General features: G+C 59.5%; 13 protein-coding genes. 10 read left to right on the top strand and 3 right to left on the bottom strand.

The window, feature by feature from the left end; translation table 11 throughout:
- The 7 genes from P5705_RS16095 to P5705_RS16065 form a co-directional block, all read left to right on the top strand.
- The coding region (locus tag P5705_RS16095; protein ID WP_277461849.1) for a DUF2345 domain-containing protein at positions 1–1,154 on the top strand (1,154 nt) is incomplete at its 5' end.
- Positions 1,151–5,911 (top strand): RHS repeat-associated core domain-containing protein, encoded by a 4,761-nt coding sequence (locus tag P5705_RS16090; RefSeq protein ID WP_277461848.1) that lies wholly within the window; start codon positions 1,151–1,153, stop codon positions 5,909–5,911. The genes P5705_RS16095 and P5705_RS16090, both read left to right, overlap by 4 nt.
- Complete coding sequence (locus tag P5705_RS16085) at positions 5,890–6,372, top strand: DUF6714 family protein (protein ID WP_277461847.1); 483 nt, start codon at positions 5,890–5,892, stop codon at positions 6,370–6,372. The genes P5705_RS16090 and P5705_RS16085 overlap by 22 nt, the downstream gene beginning before the upstream one ends.
- A gap of 895 nt (positions 6,373–7,267) precedes the next feature.
- A complete protein-coding gene (locus P5705_RS16080) occupies positions 7,268–7,720 on the top strand; it encodes a DUF6714 family protein (RefSeq protein WP_277461846.1) in 453 nt (150 codons plus the stop codon).
- 571 nt (positions 7,721–8,291) lie between these two features.
- Positions 8,292–8,804 (top strand): hypothetical protein, encoded by a 513-nt coding sequence (locus P5705_RS16075; RefSeq protein ID WP_277461845.1) that lies wholly within the window; start codon positions 8,292–8,294, stop codon positions 8,802–8,804.
- A 277-nt stretch (positions 8,805–9,081) separates the two neighbouring features.
- The gene (locus P5705_RS16070) at positions 9,082–9,429 is read left to right on the top strand and encodes a hypothetical protein (protein ID WP_277461844.1); all 348 of its coding nucleotides are present in this window, start codon (positions 9,082–9,084) and stop codon (positions 9,427–9,429) included.
- Between the two features lie 58 nt (positions 9,430–9,487).
- Entirely contained in the window at positions 9,488–9,988 is a 501-nt protein-coding gene (locus tag P5705_RS16065; RefSeq protein WP_277461843.1) for a DUF6714 family protein, read from the top strand.
- Between the two features lie 46 nt (positions 9,989–10,034).
- Here the strand turns inward: P5705_RS16065 and P5705_RS16060 are convergent, their stop codons facing one another.
- Positions 10,035–11,081: an NAD(P)/FAD-dependent oxidoreductase gene (locus P5705_RS16060; RefSeq protein ID WP_277461842.1), complete on the bottom strand. Its 1,047-nt coding sequence runs from the start codon at positions 11,079–11,081 to the stop codon at positions 10,035–10,037.
- A gap of 209 nt (positions 11,082–11,290) precedes the next feature.
- Here P5705_RS16060 and P5705_RS16055 point away from each other — a divergent pair, with 209 nt between their 5' ends.
- Positions 11,291–13,483: a TonB-dependent receptor gene (locus P5705_RS16055; protein ID WP_277461841.1), complete on the top strand. Its 2,193-nt coding sequence runs from the start codon at positions 11,291–11,293 to the stop codon at positions 13,481–13,483.
- 60 nt (positions 13,484–13,543) lie between these two features.
- Here P5705_RS16055 and P5705_RS16050 read toward each other — a convergent pair whose 3' ends face one another.
- Positions 13,544–14,272, bottom strand: coding sequence for a hypothetical protein (locus P5705_RS16050; RefSeq protein ID WP_277461839.1), 729 nt, complete (start codon positions 14,270–14,272; stop codon positions 13,544–13,546).
- A gap of 311 nt (positions 14,273–14,583) precedes the next feature.
- A complete protein-coding gene (locus P5705_RS16045) occupies positions 14,584–15,372 on the bottom strand; it encodes a helix-turn-helix transcriptional regulator (protein WP_277461838.1) in 789 nt (262 codons plus the stop codon).
- Positions 15,373–15,511: 139 nt separating this feature from the next.
- Here P5705_RS16045 and P5705_RS16040 point away from each other — a divergent pair, with 139 nt between their 5' ends.
- Positions 15,512–16,615, top strand: a complete 1,104-nt coding sequence (locus P5705_RS16040) for a polyamine ABC transporter substrate-binding protein (protein ID WP_277461837.1) — start codon at positions 15,512–15,514, stop codon at positions 16,613–16,615.
- Positions 16,616–16,718: 103 nt separating this feature from the next.
- On the top strand, positions 16,719–17,930 hold the full coding sequence (locus P5705_RS16035) for a contractile injection system protein, VgrG/Pvc8 family (RefSeq protein WP_277461854.1): 1,212 nt from the start codon (positions 16,719–16,721) through the stop codon (positions 17,928–17,930).
- The last annotated feature ends 48 nt before the right edge of the window (positions 17,931–17,978 follow it).

The following is a 17,978-nucleotide window of genomic DNA, read 5'->3' as shown; positions in this document are numbered from 1 at the left end:
GCGACCAGGACGCCGTGGCCAAGGACCTGCACAAGCAGCACATGGGTATTCTCGGCAGTGGCCCAGGTGACCTCACGAAAAACGAGTTCGCCGAATTCACCCAGCCGCACCTGGTGGTGTCGAGCCCGGCCGGCATCGCTTTGACCACCCCTGGCCCGAACCACCTCACCAGCGGCAGCCACCTGGCGCTGAGCAGCACCGGCCACACGAGTATGTCGATCGGCAAACGCCTCTTGGCCAGCGCCAGCCAGGGCATGCGCCTGTTCGTGCAAAGCCTCGGCCTCCGTCTGGTCGCTGCCTCGGGCGATATCGATTTCCGAGCGCTGAAGGACAACATCAACCTGCTGGCCAAACTCGACATCACCGCCAACGCCGACCGCATCCTCCTCAAGGCCAAGACCGAGCTGGTGGTCCAGGGCGGCGGCAGCGCCACCACCTACAACGCCGGCGGCATCACCCATGTCACCAGCGCCAACTACACCGCCCACGCCGCGCAGTTCGCCCACATCGGCGCCGCCAGCAAGGCCGGCACCTTCCCCGAGCCGCCCAAACCCGGCAAGGGCGCGCTGGAGCTGTTCAACCTGTATGCCAACACCAAGGGCATCAAGGCCGGCGACTACGAAGTCACCGACGCCCTGGGCACGGTGCTCAAGGGCGCGCTGGACGGGCAGGGCTTCAATGCCGTGTCCGGCGCCGCGCCAGGGCCGGCCTCGGCGAAATTCGGCCTCGACACGGCCGACACCTGGAGCCTCGGCAGCTTCGCCAAGGGCCTGCCCTGGCCGAAGCTGGCAGCGATCGAAGAGGGCACACCCTCGATGTTCGAGGCGATGCCCGACGCGCTCATCCCCGAGGGCGGCGGCGCGGCGATGGCCAAGGCCAAGCAACTGGCCAGCAGCGGCATGGACGCAGCCAAGACCGGCATGAGCCTGCTCAAGACCGGGCAGAACGCGCTGCAGGGCGTGCAGCAGGTACAAGGCGCGCTGAAAGGCGGCGTCGCCGGCCTGCCGCAACTGGCCACGGCCGCCTCCAGGGCGTTGGGCGTCACCCGCAAGGCCGGGGCTGCCATGCCGGGTGCCCTGCCCAAACTCCCCGCCTTCAAGCCCCCCAGCCTGAACCCCGTGACTGACCTGATGCCACGCGAGCTGATTTCATGACCGCACAGACCTCCGCAGCAAACGACAACCTCCGCGCCCCGCAGGTGGCTATCACCCCGCTGGCCGAGGTCCAGGTCGAAGACGTCGGCCGTGGCGCCGTGGTATTCGACACCTGGCTGCGCCAGACCAGCGCCAGCTTCGTCACCCTCGAACGCCTCAAGGGCGTCGCCGGCAACGTGGCCGTGGCAGGCAACAGCATTGCCCTGGTCGATGCCCTGGGGGACATCGTGATCCTGGCCGGCAACAAGGTGCCCGACCCGGTCGCCTGCGCCACCTTCGCCATCAACCTGATCGGCCTGGTCCGTGCGCCGGCCAGCGGCGCGGCGGCGCGCATGGCCCTGCGGCCGATGCTGTTCATCGTGCGCCAGGAGGGCAAGCAGGTGCTTGGCGATGCGCTGATCGAGCTGATGGCCGGCCACCTGAACGCCGACATCGTCGGCAGCCTCGACGACTTCGTCAGCCAGACCGCCGGCCATCTCAAGGCGGCGCTGAGCGACGCCGCCACACTGGGCGAACAGCTTATCCTCGATATCGCCACCGGCCTGGCCGCGTTGGCGGCGAGTACTGGCCCAGCGCCCGCCACCCCGGCAGCCGCCGGGGGCAACCAGCTGATCCACGACCCCCAGGCCAGCATCGACAACTATCTGGCCGGCGCCTTCAACGCCTACAAGAGCGCCGGCAAGGGCATGACCAGCGCCAACCTCAGCCCCGCCCTCAGTGCGGCGGCCAAGGCGCAACTGCTCGCCCATATCGCGCAGCTGCGCACATTGGCGCCACTGGTGCGCGGCGCCATCCTCAAGCTGGGCGACGCCGGCAGCCCCGGGTCCATCGAAGCACTGCGCCTGACCCTGGCCAGCAGTGTCGAGCAATGGCGCCAGCGCAACCCCCAGGTGGTGGTGGTGGCCAACGTCAAGGCCGGCAGCACCAGCAAGGCCCGCCACCAAGTGGCCGAAGGCAAGGTCGAGACCCAGAAGGAGCAGGCGCCCGCGCTGCAGGCCGCCAACCAATGCAAGAACGGCGCCCCGACCGGCACCTGCAACAGCATCGACTTCGCCCTGGGCAGCGAGACCTTGCAGCACACCGACTTCAGCCTGCCCGGCCCGTTCCCGGTCAGCTGGACCCGCACCTACCATTCGCGCCTGGCCGCCCTCGACGGCGGCAGCCTCGGCGCCCGCTGGATCACCGCCTTCACCACCTGTATCGATGTGCAGGACGACGGCCTGCTGCTGCACGACATCGACGGCCGCAGCCACGCCTACCCGCTGCCCAAGGTCGGCAAGACCCACTACGACCCGGTGGAGTACCGCGGCCTGACCCGCACCACCGACAGCCAGCTCATCCTCTCGCGCGGGCAGGAGCGCCGCGAGACCTACGAGCGCGTCGGCGAGCGCTTCTACCTGGTGCACATCCGCATGCGCAACGGCGTCGGCGCCACGCTGCACTACGAGCACCTCCACGAAGGCCGCCCGGTGCTGTCGGACATCAACACCTACCAGGACGACGACCCGACCAAGGTGCACCTGCAACTGGGCACGTTGCTCGATGATCACGGCCATATCCAGGGCCTGTGGCAGGTGGTCGACGGCAAGCCGTTGCGCCAGCTGTGCGCCTATCACTACGACGACCACGGCGACCTGATCGCCGCCCAGGATGAACACGGCGCCGCCTGGCAGTACCAGTACCAGCACCACCTGATCACCCGCTACACCGACCGCACCGGCCGCGGCCAGCACCTCGAGTGGGATGGCAGCGGCCCCCATGCCCGGGCGATCCGCGAATGGGCCGACGACGGCAGCTTCGAAACCCGCCTGGCCTGGGACACGCACATCCGCCTGACCACCGTGACCGACGCCCATGGCGGGCAGACCCGCCACTACTACGACGCCGAGGGCTACACCTACCGCATCCAGCATGCTGACGGGCGCTCGGAGTGGTTGTTCCGCGACACCCGCAAGAACGTCATCCGCCACCTGTACGCCGACGGCAGCCAGGACCGCTACGTCTACGATGAACGCAGCAACCGCCTGCAGCACATCCGCGCCGACCACAGCGTGGTGCACTACGCCTACGACGACCAGGACCAGCTGATCAAGCTTCTCGACGCCGAGGGCGGCCTGTGGCTGCGCGACTACGACGCCGTCGGCAACCTGGTCGAGACAGTCGACCCGCTGGGCAACAAGACCGAGTTCGCCTACACCTCAACCGGGCAGCTCAAGGCGATCAAGGACGCCAACGGCAACGAGAAAAAGCTGGCGTACAACGCCGCCGGGCAGTTGCTCGAATACACCGACTGTTCCGGCAAGAGCAGCCAGTGGGCGTACGATGAGTTCGGCAGGCTGGTGCAGGCCACCAACGCCCTGGGCGAGCAGATCCAGTACGCCTACAAGGCCGGGCAGTTGGCCAAGGTCACCCACCCGGACCAGACCGAAGAGCGCTTCGAGCGCGATGCCGAAGGGCGGTTGCTGGCCCATGTCGATGGGTTGGATCGGTGTACGACGTGGCGCTATACCCGTGCCGGGCTATTGGCCGAACGGGTCGATGCGCTCGAACATTCGGTCAGTTACCACTGGGACCGGCTTGGCCGCCTGGTCGGCATGGCCAACCAGAATGAAAGCCGCGCCCGGTTCATGTACGACGCGGCAGGCCGCCGGTTGGAGGAGACCGGTTTCGATGGCCTGACCACGCGCTATCAGTACGATCCGTACAGCGGACGCCTGGCGAGCACTCAGGTTGGCAAATGCCGCATCGGCCTGCGTTTCGACGCCATGGGGCGCCTGGTCGAACGCACGGCAAGCGGAGGCGATCAGCAGCAAATCGAACGCTTTGCCTACGACGGCAACGGCAAGCTGATCCAGGCACTGAATAGCGCTAGCAAGTTGCAGTGGTTCTACGACGAGGCCGGCAACTTGACCCGCGAGCACCAGCATTACCTGATGACCGCCAACCCGATGGTTGCGGTATGGCAGCACGAATACGATGCCCTGAACCAGCGTATTGCCACGGTTCGCCCGGATGGCCACCGGGTCAGCTGGCTGACCTACGGCAGCGGCCACCTGCTGGGCATGATGCTCGACCACCACGAGATGCTCGCCTACGAGCGAGATGATCTGCACCGCGAAGTGGTGCGCCATCAAGGCAATCACCTGATGCACATGCAGCGCTGGAGCGTGACCGGACGGCCTGAAGAGCAATGGCTTGGCAGCCATGATGGCAAGGCGACCCTGCTGAAAAGGGACTATGAATACGACATCGTAGGGCAGTTGACGGATATCCATGACACCCGCCGTGGCAACCTGCAGTACCGCTACGACCCACTCGGTCGCCTGCTGCAGGCCAACAGCCGCCTGGGTGAAGAGGCCTTTGCCTTCGACCCGGCGGGTAACTTGTTGGACGAAGCCCAGCAGCTCAATCGTCCGCTGGAGAAGGACGCCCGGCACAAGAAGCTGATGGACAACCAGCTGCGCGAGTATGCCGGTAGTCATTACCAATACGATGAGCGCGGCAACCTGATCCATCGTCTGCGCGATGGCGTGCATGCCCATTTCACCTGGGACCTGTACAACCGCCTGGTGGGTTACAACGACGACAAGCTCTCCGTCGAGTTCAGCTACGACGCGCTGGGGCGTCGACTGCACAAAAACTCGGTGGCTCATTACTGGAACAAGCCCGAGGCGGGGACCGGCTGGAACGAGATGCAACGTGCCAAGCGACAGCGCGAACTGCATTGCGGCTTCACGCTGTTCGGCTGGGACGGTGAGAAGATTGCCTGGGAAAGTTCGCCACCGCGGGATGAGGGGGATACCGGGCAAACCGTTCACTACTTTTACGAGCCCGGCAGATTCGTGCCGGTGGCGCAGGCCTCCCATCAGCGAGCAATACGGTTGCTGAAGCAGCCTGATTGGGCGGGGCGCGAGTATGACTTTGATAGCGATCCACTGTGGCATACGGAAATCAAGCCGCAAGACTTCGATACCATTGCCTGGTACCACTGTGATCATCTTGGGACGCCGTTGGAGTTGACGAACCAACAGGGAGAGATTGTGTGGGCTGGGCAGTACACGGCGTGGGGAGAAGTGCGGGAGGAGCGTACGGAAGGCGCTAGGCTTGTTGGAGTGAGGAATCCGCTTCGCTTCCAGGGGCAGTATGAGGACCTGGAAATGGGGCTCCACTATAACCGCTATCGTTATTACGAGCCAAAGCTGGGGCGCTATCTAACGGTCGACCCTATAGGGCTTGCGGGTGGGTTGAATACTTACGATTACGCAGCGGGTAACCCCCTAACCTATGTAGATGCACTTGGCTTGAATCCTGCTGCAGGATGTGCAGTTGGAGCTTTGGGTGGGCCGGCTGGGTGTGGTATTGGCGCTGTTATCGGCACTTTGGGAGCAGCTGTAGCTGTGGGTGCTATTGTCAGGACTCCAGGAGACACCCCGGTTGAGCAAAAGACCTCTTTTGACAACGCCGGGCGAAAAGTGAGTTCGGCTGCTGCAGGGATAGAGCCCCCAGGGAATTGTTCACCTGGGGAACATAAGAAGCTGCAGGATGAGGTGGATAGAGCTTGTAAAAGTCAGATTAGAACTTGCAAAGGAGTAACGGATCCAGTTGAGGCCTCTATTCGTAGGGCGAGAAACATAGAGTGTGGTTATGCTCGCGAAGAAATTAACAATCGGTGCTATGTTGGTGGTGATAAAGAGCATCGGAATGAATCCATTAAGGCTTGGGCGTCGGTGGTTAAATGCGAGAACTTAATTCGTTGAGTCAGGCGCAGTTGGAAGTTCGCTTTGGTGTGGAGCGTGCATTCGGGAAGGAAATGCCTCCGGAACCTAGTGAAATAATAAGTTCAAAAAGCATAGAGCCAGTAATGGTGAGGGAGTTTTTCAAAGATAAGTGCTGGTGGGATATCACGCTGCAAATGCTGCAATTTGATTATCCTGGCGATGGCTCTGCTTGCTTGTCGTTCATGTCTCCTAAAGGTAGAAGTTATTACTTGCCTGCTTATTTGCTAATTGCGTCTGAGCATTACTGGGAAGGAGGTGATATATCGTTAGAGTTCCCTTCTAGACTTCTTATGTATGCTCAGGATGATCAGACGTATAAAATGTCAATGTTGACGAGGGAGGAAATGAAAGCAGTGGCTGATGTTTTGCGTTTTTTAGTGGCTGCATACGATGACGAAGATGCACGAGAAGCGTTGGATTATTTGTGGAAGGACTACTGATAAAGGTTCCAGAGAACGAGGCTGAAAAGTGTATGGCTGAGGATTCAAGTTACTGGGAATCATATCCAGTTATTGTGGAGTGGTGAAGATTCGGTGGTTGTCTGATGCTCATGCAGTTTCGTGGGTTTGGTTAACACAATCCCTGGTCTATAGATTAAGTTTATACATTAGTAAGGATGCTACGTATAGACTGAGCTTTCTGAATGTTGGGAAGCAAAAAGCAATAGCAAACGTCCTGAAATTTTTGTGGGATGAGTACGAAGATGGAGGTGCGGTAGAAGCGATTGAGGATTTTTGGGGGGACTTCTTGAGGGGTAAATAGTAATCGATTTATAACGACCTTTGCTTAAGAGACTGAAGTCGCTGTTTGAGTTCGCCGGCAAGGGCAAGAAGTCGGATAAATTAATTTTTACTGCTCTAAAGTAGAGAAAATAAATTTGTTCACTTTTTTCAGAGGTCTACCTAAGGTTGGGGCGGGGCAGGTCCAGAATTGGAATTGCCATTGAATTCGAATATTTTGTTTCGGTTGAGTAGCGAATTTTTTTGTATGTGTGACAATCTTAGTAAGTTGGCGTATTTGATATTTTGGTTTTCATTTTTCTGGATTGGCTTATCTGCTCTGTATGCTAATTCGTATTGTAAGAAGAATGGTGTAAATATGAATACGTTTCCTGGTTTGTTTGAGTTGTATCGAAGGGTCTTTCGGTTTGAAAGCAAGAGGCTTTCGGTTGTGATTTTGTTGGCTGTTCTGGGTGGTGCGGCCTTGGCTGTAGGAATGAGTTTTTTAATTTCTTATGCCAAGGGTGTTGGTTGCGTAATAAATATAAGGACGTGAAAGTTTGTGGTGGTGCGAGATAATGATTCGTTGGGCTCAAGGAAGAGAGCGGTTAGGGCGATGGTTGAGGCCGCCTTTAGAAAAGAGACAGCACCCAATGCGGGCCATATAGTGGATTCCGTATATCCGGAACCAATGCAAATCAGAGAGTATTTTTCAGGAAAGGATTGGTGGGTTCTCACATTGAAGGGTTTTTATGACGGTTATGTTGGGGATCCATCGGCCTGTCTGACCTTCATGACTCCCCTTGGTATGAGGTATTATCTTCCAGCCTATCTTTTGCTAGCTGTTGAGAATTACTACGAGGGTGACGTGCTGACGCTGGAGTTGTCTTCAAGGATGCGTACATATGTCCGTGAGGATGATATGTATGGACTGAGTGCTTTGAATGACGAGCAGAAAAAGGCTGTGGCAGCGGCGATGAGATTCATCTGGCAAGAATACGAAGATGAGGAGGCTGAGGAGGTTCTGGGAATTCTAGGGCAGTGTTGGGGGGAGGAATTTAATTGTTGACTTCACAAGTGATTTTTGGTGGTAATGGCTGTGTGTGATTATATATATTGCTTTAGGGAGTTTTCGTTTTATTTTTTTATGATTAGCGGGGCGCTGTTGGTTTTTTATTCTGCCTCGTATGCGAGGCGGAAGGGGATAGATTTCAACTCGTTTCTGGGGGTGTTGGAAGTCTATGGGAATATTTTTCGATTTGAAGATAGAAGGTTCTCTTTGATTTTTTTGTTGGTGATGGGGGTTAATATTTGTTTTTTGGTAATGGCCATGGTGCTCTACCATTGGGGTAGAGCTAACGGTTGCGCACTGTAGGTGCTATGTCAGGCTTTGGTTTTAGGCTGATTATGTGGTCAACGTATTTCTCTCTGGGTTGTGAAGACTCTGTTAGCGATTCCGCCAGTTGCGGTATAGGTATTTGTCTGCTTCTTGGCATCGCATGCAGATGGCCTGACGGGGCTTGATATTTTCAGGAATTTGAAATTGGTTACAGGCTTGATTCCGCTCTGCTCGTGGTGGGCGGTTGGATGCGAGGTTGCGTCGGTGCTGTTCGAAATCGCCAGTATGGGAGTGTAGTGTTATGCAAGGAGAAACGATTAACAGACGGCTGCTCAGTATCCGAAGAGAGGTGGAGGCTGCCTTTGGTAAAGCAGAACCGCCAAAAGCTGATCAGATTATAAATTCCCAGTATCCGGAACCGTTACAGATTCGCGATTACTTTGCCGGCAAGAACTGGTGGGACATTACTTTGCAAGGGCTCTTCGGTGACTATATTGGAGACGCTTCTGCATGCCTGACCTTCATGACGCCAATCGGTGTTGAATACTACCTTCCCGCTTACTTGCTGATGGCGGCTGAACTCTATTGTGGGGGAGGGATCGTTACGGAGGATTTTGCCTATCGCTTAAAGAGATCTGTAATGAGAGAGGATCTCTATGGGATGAGTCTTTATAGTGATGAGAAAAAGAAGGTGATAGTAGCGACTATGGGCTTTCTTTGGGATGAGTATGGTGATGAAGAGGCCTTTGAAGCGATGAAGGAAATAGCGTTGCGCTGGGGTGAGGGTGTTAGGGTTGCTGATGGAAAAGACTAGCTTCGTGGGCTGTAGGAGAAGGGGGTAGATTTATTTTTAAACTTTAATAGCTGCCTAAGCGTGATCGAAGGGGCCACGGAGCATCAGGCTATGTCGGCTGATGAGCGCACTCTGATTCGATTGGCTATCCAACGCGGAAACTGACGGGCATTCGTCGTTTATGGACAGTCCTCGAATCACAGGAAATGGTGTCGATCAGGTGATGCGGGGTGGGCCGAAGTTAGAGTGAAAACATAGAACTGCCCCATTTTTTTTTGTAGGCTAAGTGGAGGCGAAAGTGAATGTGTTCTTGAAGGTGATACTGGCGTCGCCATTGGTTTTGGTGTATGCGTTTTTTATTTGGGCGGCCGTTCATGCCGGAGCGACCGCTCCTATTGAATTTATTCGTCACGCCATTCTCGTTGGTGGGCTAGCGCCGTTGTGCGCGTGGTTGGGAGTAATGTTTTTTGCTGAGGATAAAATCTTGCTTAAGGCAGTGATGGCAGCGCTGGGCTTGACGGCTTATCACTATTATTTGTTCGCGGTTTCGGCGCATTACGATGGGCTCATGTATTGGGGAGTCCAGCTTGTTGAGTTGTTGGCTTTGTTCGCGTTTGTAAGGTTTATTCGTAAGGGGGCTAATTGATCAAGGTGGTTAAGTCGGCATCGTTAAAAGAGGGCGGGGTATGTGGGAGTGTAGCGCTATGCAAGAAGAAGTACTCAAAAAAAGGCAGGTTGGTATCCGAAAAGAAGTAGAGGCTACCTTTGGTAAGGCCGAGCCGCCTGAAATCGATCAGATTGTAAAATCTCGGTATCCGGAACCGTTGCAGATCCGTGATTACTTTGCAGGAAAGCGCTGGTGGGAGCTTAGCCTGAAAGATTTTCGTGAAAACTATGTTGGGGATGAATCCGCTTGCCTTAGTTTTATGGCGCCAGCAGGCATAAAGTATTATTTGCCTGCTTACCTGTTGATGGCGACGGAGAGTTACTATGAGGGCGATGTCTTGACTCAAATGTTGTCATGGCGCATGCAGGATTATGTGAAATATGATTCGCACTATGAGTTGAGCTCGTTGAGCCTGCCACAGAAAAACGCCATCGCCAGCGTGATGAGTTTTATCTGGGAAGCGTACGACGACGAGGATGCGGAGGCCGCTTTGGAGATCATAGCGGAATACTGGCAGATCTCTCCCAAGACGGGATGAAGGTCGAGGAGGGATCTCTGCGCTCGATCCCCAAGGCGCGCATGAGTTACACCGGACGGCAAGGCAACAGGTGAGTATGTGTCTTGCCATCGACAATCTCTTCGCTGACCAGCCTGCCCACCACCGCCGCCAGCGTCACGCCCGGGTGCATCACGCATAGGTAAACCCCCGACACCCCCGGCAGATAGCCAATCAGCGGAATACCGTCTTCAGGCATCGGTCGCCAGCCAACGCATGCCGTTTCAAGTTCAAGAGTGCCCACGCCTTCGAGTTCGCCGCAAATGGCCTCGGCCGTGCGCCGTGCCACCACCTCAGGCTGATGCTCCGGGCCATCGCCCAGATAATCCTCGGCCGCCAACAGCCAACCTTCCGCCCCTTGCCTGACTTCCATGGCCGGATTCGAAATGATGCCGCGCACCAGCCCGGGCCGGGCGCGGTAGCGGATGAAGAGGGCGGGAGAGGGCCCGATGGCAAGTGGTACCCCCAGCGCACCTGCCAGCGCCGCGCAGCCATTGCCGGCAGCCAGCACCACCCGATCGGCTGCCAGGGGGCCTTGGGAAGTGTTCACGCCCGACAGGGTGTCGCGGTCGAACCTCATACCGAGCACTTGGGTCTGCGTCAGCACCGTGGCGCCATGGGCCTTGGCGCCTGCGATCAGTGCATGGGTGGCGGCCACGGCGTCCAGCGCGCCTTCCTGTGGCGCATGCATGGCCTGCGCGGGCGGATGCCGGAGGTTGGGCTCCAGGTCGCAGATCTGTTGCCGGGAAACGACCATCGTGGACGAGGCGTTCGGCTCAGCAAGGGAAGGCTGCGCGTAGCACAGCGAGCCCGTCCAGCGCACGGCAAGACCAGGCAACTCGCGCTCGAGTCGGCGGTAGTCGTCGATCGCGGCATTGCGCAGCGGCGCGATGGCTTCGGGCCCGGCAGCGCAGGTGTTGATCCAGGCGAACGAGCGGCCGGTCACGCCCGAGGCGATCTCGCCGGCCTCCACCACCGTCACCCGTGCCCCTTTGCGGGCCAGGTGATAGGCGATGGACGCGCCGACAATGCCAGCACCCACCACGATCACCCGCATGCCGTCGCCTTGGCTCATCGCAACCTCCTGTTCGTCGAGGCGCCGATCATACCTCGGGGAGGCAAGCACCCTGTGCTCTCTCTGCGGACCCACTCGATTGAATTATGTCGGCTCGATCCGCCGTTGATCCCGAAGATGGCACAACGCAATTGGATAGGTTGATGTTTGCGTATGCGAAGCATTACCATTCACGCCCTCATTTAATTCCACCTGTCAGGATCCCCACGATGGCGTCGCGCTTCCCGTCCCGCCCAGCCCTGCTGGCGCTCTGCTGTTCCGTCACCTTGATGGCGCAGGCCGCCGAGCCGATCCAGCTCGAGGCCACCGACGTCAACGCCGACGCCGTCAAACCCACCCCGAATGCATTGCCCGAGGCCTTCGCCGGTGGCCAGGTCGCCCGTGGCGGGCAGATGGGCGTGCTGGGCAACCAGGACAACATGGACGTGCCGTTCACCCTGACCAGCTACACCTCGAAGCTGATCGAGGACCAGCAGGCCGAGGACATTGGCGATGTGCTGGCCAACGACCCGTCGGTGCGCGAGTCGTACGGCTTCGGCAACCAGTCCAAGGTCTTCGTGATCCGTGGCCTGCCACTGGCGGGCGACGACATCGCCTTCAATGGCCTGTACGGGATCCTGCCGCGCCAGATCATGTCCACTGACGGGGTGGAGCGTGTGGAAGTGTTCAAGGGCCCCAATGCCTTCCTCAACGGCGCGAGCCCGACCGGCACCGGCCTTGGCGGCAACGTCAACCTGCAGCCCAAGCGCGCCGGCGACACCCCCACCCGCCGCTACACCCAGGACATCAGCAGCGACGGGCGCATCGGCGAGCACCTGGACATCGGCCAGCGCTTCGGCGAGGACAACCGCTTCGGCGCGCGCCTGAACCTCAGCCAGCGCGAAGGCGAAACCGCCGTCGACGACCAGGACCAGCGCACCAAGCTGTTCGTCGCCGGCCTGGACTACCGCGGCGACGACTTCCGCCTGTCCACCGACTTCGGCTACCAGAAGCAGCGCATCAACCACCTGCGCAACTCCGTGCGCCCCGGCACCGCCAGCAAAGTGCCCACTGCGCCGGACGCCAGCCACAACTACGGCCAGGACTGGACCTACAGCGAGTCGGAAGATACCTTCGGCATGGTCCGTGGCGAATGGGACCTGAACGAAAGCTGGACCGCCTACCTCGCCGGTGGCGCCCGCCACACCCGCGAGCACGGCACCTACGGCACGCCGGTGCTGGTGGGCAACAGCGGCACGGCCACCCTCGGTGGCTCGGATATCGTCCACGGCGAAGACAACACCAGCTTCAGCGCCGGCCTCAATGGCCGCCTGCAAACCGGCCCCGTCAGCCACCAGATCGCCCTGGGCGCCAACACGATGTGGACCCAGGCGGAAAACGCCTACACCTTCTATCGCTCGACCACCGGCAACAGCAACATCTACAACACCGGCAAGTTGCCCCGGCCTACCGATGTCAGCATGACCGGCGGCGACATGGGCGACCCCGGCGTGACCGGGAAAACCCGCAACCGCAGCATCGCGCTGTCCGACACGCTGGGCCTGTTCGATGACCGCCTGTTGCTGACCTACGGCGTACGCCGCCAGCAGTTGCGCGTAGAGAACTACTTCTACGACGGCACCACCCCCAACAGCGCCAGCAACCCTTCCAAGGATGGCAGCCGTAACGGTCCTGCTTACAACGAGGGGATCACCACACCGGTCTACGGCATCGTGTTCAAGGCCACCGACAGCGTCTCGCTGTACGCCAACCGCATCGAAGGCCTGGCCCAGGGCCCGACCGCGCCAGCCAACGTGGTGAACGCCGGCGAGATGTTCCCGCCAGGGCGCACCAAGCAGCTGGAGGCCGGCATCAAGCTCGACAAGCAGACCTACGGCGCCAACCTCGCCGTGTTCCGCATCGAGAAACCGTCGGACGGCTACACCCTCGGCAACCGCTTCATCCGCGATGGCGAGCAGGTCAACAAAGGCATCGAGCTGAGCGTGTTCGGCGAGCCCATCGACGGTCTGCGCCTGATGGCCGGCGGCACGCGCATGACCTCGGAGCAGAAGAAGACCCTCAACGGCACCAACGACGGCAACCACGCCATCGGCGTGCCGACCTTCCAGCTGAACGCCAGCGTGGATTGGGATGTGCCGGGCGTGCCCGGCCTGGCGCTCAATGCCCGCATGCTGCGTACCGGTGGCCAGTTCGTCGATGCCGCCAACAACCTCAGCCTGCCGACCTGGAACCGCTTCGACGCCGGTGCCCGCTACAAGCTGAAGCTGGCCGAGAAGGACCTGACCCTGCTGGTGAACGTGGAGAACATCACCGACAAGAACTACTGGGCCTCGGCCAACGGCGGCTACATGACCCAGGGCGATCCGCGGTTGGTGAAGTTCTCGGGCACCATCGATTTCTGACGCGGCCTTACTTGATCGAGCGGCCGTGCGACGACCCTATGGGGCTCGCACGGCAGACCGCTATCGGCCCCGAACCGCCACGGCAGCTTGATCGTCGAAACCCTGTTCCAGTTCGAGTCCGTATTGAAACATCGCCATGTCCATGATCCGCGCGGTGGGGTATTGCAGCCCAAGGCGTCCGGTTTCCAGGGGCAGGGGAGGAACGGCGAGTTCCTCGACCAGTTCCGCCAATGCGGCAAGGCCTTTGCCACTGGCATTGGTGATTGAGGAGCGGCGGGGGAACAGATCGCGGCATGCCGCGATATAGAAACGATCGAGCGCCGGGCATTCACCCCAGACGCCCATCAGGATCTTGGTCTTGAGGGTGTTCGTCCAGGAGACGTTGGTAGCCAGGGACTCCATGGAACCCAGCACGGCGTCCAGCAGTTTCTGATGTTGGGCCCGATGTGGGTTGCCAGGCCCGAAGTCTTCCAGCGAGAGCTCCAGCAACTCGGCGCCCTGACCTTCGAAGAGCAGCTTGGCCAAGGCCTTCATCAGGTCCAGGTTGCTGTTCTGCAGGAGCCCCGAAGAGCCCCGGAACATCCCCCAGTTCGCCAGGTAGAAACCGATGTGCAGCGCGGTCGTCTCCAGCTGCGTCTTGGACGTCAGGTCGGACCAGTGGCTACGGGAATCGTCCCAGATGTACTCGTAGAGGAATTCCCAGGCTTTGAGTCTTGGATAAAGATTGCCTGGCGCCGGCTGGATGTTGCTGTAGTAGGCCTTGGCGTAGTGGTGCACATCGAAAGTCATGGGGGCAACGTCCTGTCACGATCTGGGAGGTGGCATTCTAGGGGCGCATGGTCCGCCAGTCGACGGTTGCGGCAGGCTCGGATAACCCGTGACCCACAATGTTGTTGTCAGGGGGGGCAGATGCCCGATTCGCAGCGAAGCCACCGTGTTGTGTTGACCGCAATGGCCCTTTCGCCGGCAAGCCGGCTCCTACCAGTACGGCGTTGATCTTGGCGTTGTTGGAGCGGGTTTGCCCGCGAACTCCGGCGCCGCCGATGCCATGCACAGTGTGGCCTGCTTCGTGTCACTCGGGCCGCCGCTTTAGATCCTGGTCAAGGGGCTTTCGGGTAGGCGCGGGGCATGAAGAACCGGGTAAACAACTCAGACTGCGACTTGATATTCAGCTTGGCGTAAATATTACGGCGGTGAACTTTGATCGTTTCCGCCGAGAGCGCAAGCTTCCCGGCGATCTCCTTGTTGGAGAACCCGCTCAACAGCAGCCTGAGCACGTCGCTTTCCCGCGTCGTCAACTGCGCACCCAGCTGGGCCAGCGTTTCTTGCCGTGGCGGCGGTTCTGCAAGATTTTTCTCGGCATCGCTTTCAAAGCACATGCGCTGGTGCATCAAGGCTGTCACCCAGGGCTTGATGATGTCGAGAATGGTGATTTGATCTTGGCTGAAACGCACCTTGCTGCCGATGGAAATGCACAGCGTTCTGTCGGCGTCGAGCTGCACGTTGTACTGCGCTTCATCCACCGAAATGTACTGTGCAAAGTACTGGTGGTAGTACTCGGTTTCGAGAAAGTACTCCGGCGCGATATCCAGCAGGTGGAAGAAACCGCTCTGGGGGTTCTCTCGATTGGCGATGTAGAACGGGTCGAGCAGATACAGCTCCGTCACATAGCGATGGATGAACGCATCCACCTCTTCCGCATCGGCCACTTCGGGCAGGCTCACCACTTCCACGTGCTGGCTGCCGAAAATCAGCACCACCCAGTTGTCGATCTGCACGTATTCATTCAGCGCCCGAACCAGCGAACTCCAGAACTCCGGCCGGTTCAGTTGCATGATCAGCTTGCCGATCGTTCGGTGCCACGCCAGTCCATGGAGGTCGAACGGCATTTTCTACCCCTTTTGGGTTAAGGATGCGTAGGCCAGAGGTAAGTATTTCGAGGTATTTACTCTCCGGGCGTGCCCGGTATAGTCGGTGCCAAGGCTTGGGATGGCCATGAGACAACAATCGTCTGGACAAGGATGTTGCATGAGAACGTCACGTTTGCGAACCCTTTTTTCGGCCTCGCTGCTCTGCGCGGCGATCAGCACCTCGGTGGCGGCCGCCGAGCCCGGGGTGCACCTGTACAACTGGTTCGGGCTGCTGGCGCCGGAGACCCCGAAGGCCTTCGAGCAGGAAACCGGCACCCGCGTGCACATGGACGCGTTCGACAGCGCCGACATCATGCAGAGCAAGGTCATGGCCGGGCGCACCGGGTATGACGTGGTGGTGGCCACTTCCAATGTGCTGCCCACGCTGATCGCGGCGGGCGTGCTGCAGCCGCTGGACCGTGCGCAACTGGGCAACTTGGCGCATATCGACCCGGACATCCTCGCCCAGCTGGCGGTCAACGACCCCGGCAATCGCTACGCGGTGCCCTACCTGTGGGGCACCACCGGCATCGGCTACGACATCGACAAGGTCAAGGCGGCCTTGGGTGACCAGGCGCCGGTGAACAGCTGGGACCTGATCTTCAAGGAAGAGAACATCAGCAAGCTGAAGTCGTGCGGCGTGGCGATGCTCGACTCGCCCAGCGAGATCATCTCGATTGCCTTGAACTACCTCGGGCTGCCCAGCAACAGCAGCAACCCGGCGGATTACCAGAAGGCGCAAGACCTGCTGATGAAAATCCGCCCGTACGTGCTGTATTTCGACTCGTCGCGTATCGACACCGACATGGCCGACGGCAATATCTGCGCGGTGGTGGGCTGGGCCAACGGCGCCCTGGCCGCGCAGGCAATCAACGAGAAGAACAACACCGGGCGCCGGATCACCTACAGCCTGCCTCGCGAAGGCGCGCTGGTGTGGTCGGAAAACCTGGTGTTGCTCAAGGATGCGCCCCACCCCAAGGAGGGCCTGGCGTTCATCAACTACATGATGCGCCCGGAAGTGATCGCCAAGACCTCGAACCACACGCTGTACCCCAACGCCAACAAGGACGCCACCCAGTTTGTCGAACAGGCGCTGCGGGACAACCCCTGGATCTACCCCGACAAGCAGACGGTCGCCACGCTGATTCCGCTCGAGCCACTGCCGTTGAAACTCGAACGAATCCGCACCCGGGTCTGGACCAAAGTGAAAAGTGGCGTTTGACCTGACCTGAAGTTTCGCCTGCAGCCCGATGCCTGCCTCCGTGTTCATGGCGGCAGTGGCTTCGTGCGCGTCATCCTTGGCTTATGTAGAGAGGGAACAGCGGATGTTCAGCCCAACCCGGCAGACCCACTTCAGCTTGACCATCGACGGTGTCGAACATGGCCTTCACGTGCTCGCGTTCAGCGGCGAAGAGGCCATCAGCAGGCCGTACTTCTTCAATGTGGAACTGGTCGGCGAACGGGCTGACCTGGACTTCGACGGCTTGATCGACCGCGAGGCTTTCCTGGCCTTCGACACCGAGGGCAACGGTGTACATGGGCGCGTCTACCACGTCGCCCAATGCGGTGATGAGCCACGCTACAAGTTGGCCCTGGTGCCGCAGTTGTCCTACTTGCGCCACCGCATCAACCAACGGATCTATCAGCGGTTATCGGCGCCGGAAATCGTTGCCTTGATACTGGAAGAGCACGGGATACTGGGCGAAGCCTATCGGCTTGAGCTGCGGGCGAACTACCCTGCACGCGATATCTGCACCCAGTACGACGAAACGGACCTGCATTTTGTCCAGCGCCTGTGCGAAGAGGAGGGTATCCACTTCCACTTTCAACACAGTGCGCGGGGGCATGTGCTGGTGCTGGGCGATCATCAGTCGGCCTTTACCAGAAGTGGCATCCCGACGGCCTACAGGCAAGCGCCCGACAGCGTCGCCGACGAGCCGGTGATCAAGCACCTGATGGAGCGCCACCACGCGGCTTGTCGGCGAACGGAAGGGCACAGTGACCAGCCGCGCTTGGCCAGTGGCCATGTGCTGGAAATTTCGGGCCATCCGCACAACGCGTGGAATGCCCCTTGGTTGCTGACCCAGGTTATTCATGAAGGGCGGCAGCCACTGCTGTCTGGTGAATACGTCGCTACTGGCAACGAGGGTGACTTTCATCAGGGGTACCGAAACCGCTTCACAGGGTATGCGTGGCACGCGAGCTACCGTCCGCCGTTGGCTCACAGGAAACCCCAGGTGCCCGGCAACCAGACCGCGGTGGTCGTTGCCGTGGAGGATGAGGCGGTTCGGAGTGATCGGCGCTTGGCCAGGGTCAAGGTCGAGTTCCCGTGGGATCGCGAAGAACGGGTTGGCGACACGCGCAGTTGCTGGCTGAGGCTGGTCTCCGACTGGCATTGCGAAAGCATGCCGCCTCGGACGGGGATGGAGGTCAGGGTGACTTTTCTTGAAGGTGATCCCGACCAGCCGCTGATCAGTGGTTGTGTGTGCTGCAGCTGTCAGGGGCGGGGTTTGGATGGAATTATTCCGGGCCAATAATTATTGGGCTGGAATAATATGTCGGCCATGGGTTTATGCAGGGATACA

The sequence above is a fragment of the Pseudomonas entomophila genome, assembly GCF_029478665.1.
Classification (GTDB): Bacteria; Pseudomonadota; Gammaproteobacteria; order Pseudomonadales; family Pseudomonadaceae; genus Aquipseudomonas; species Aquipseudomonas entomophila_F.
This window is presented reverse-complemented; position numbering and strand designations above follow the sequence as displayed.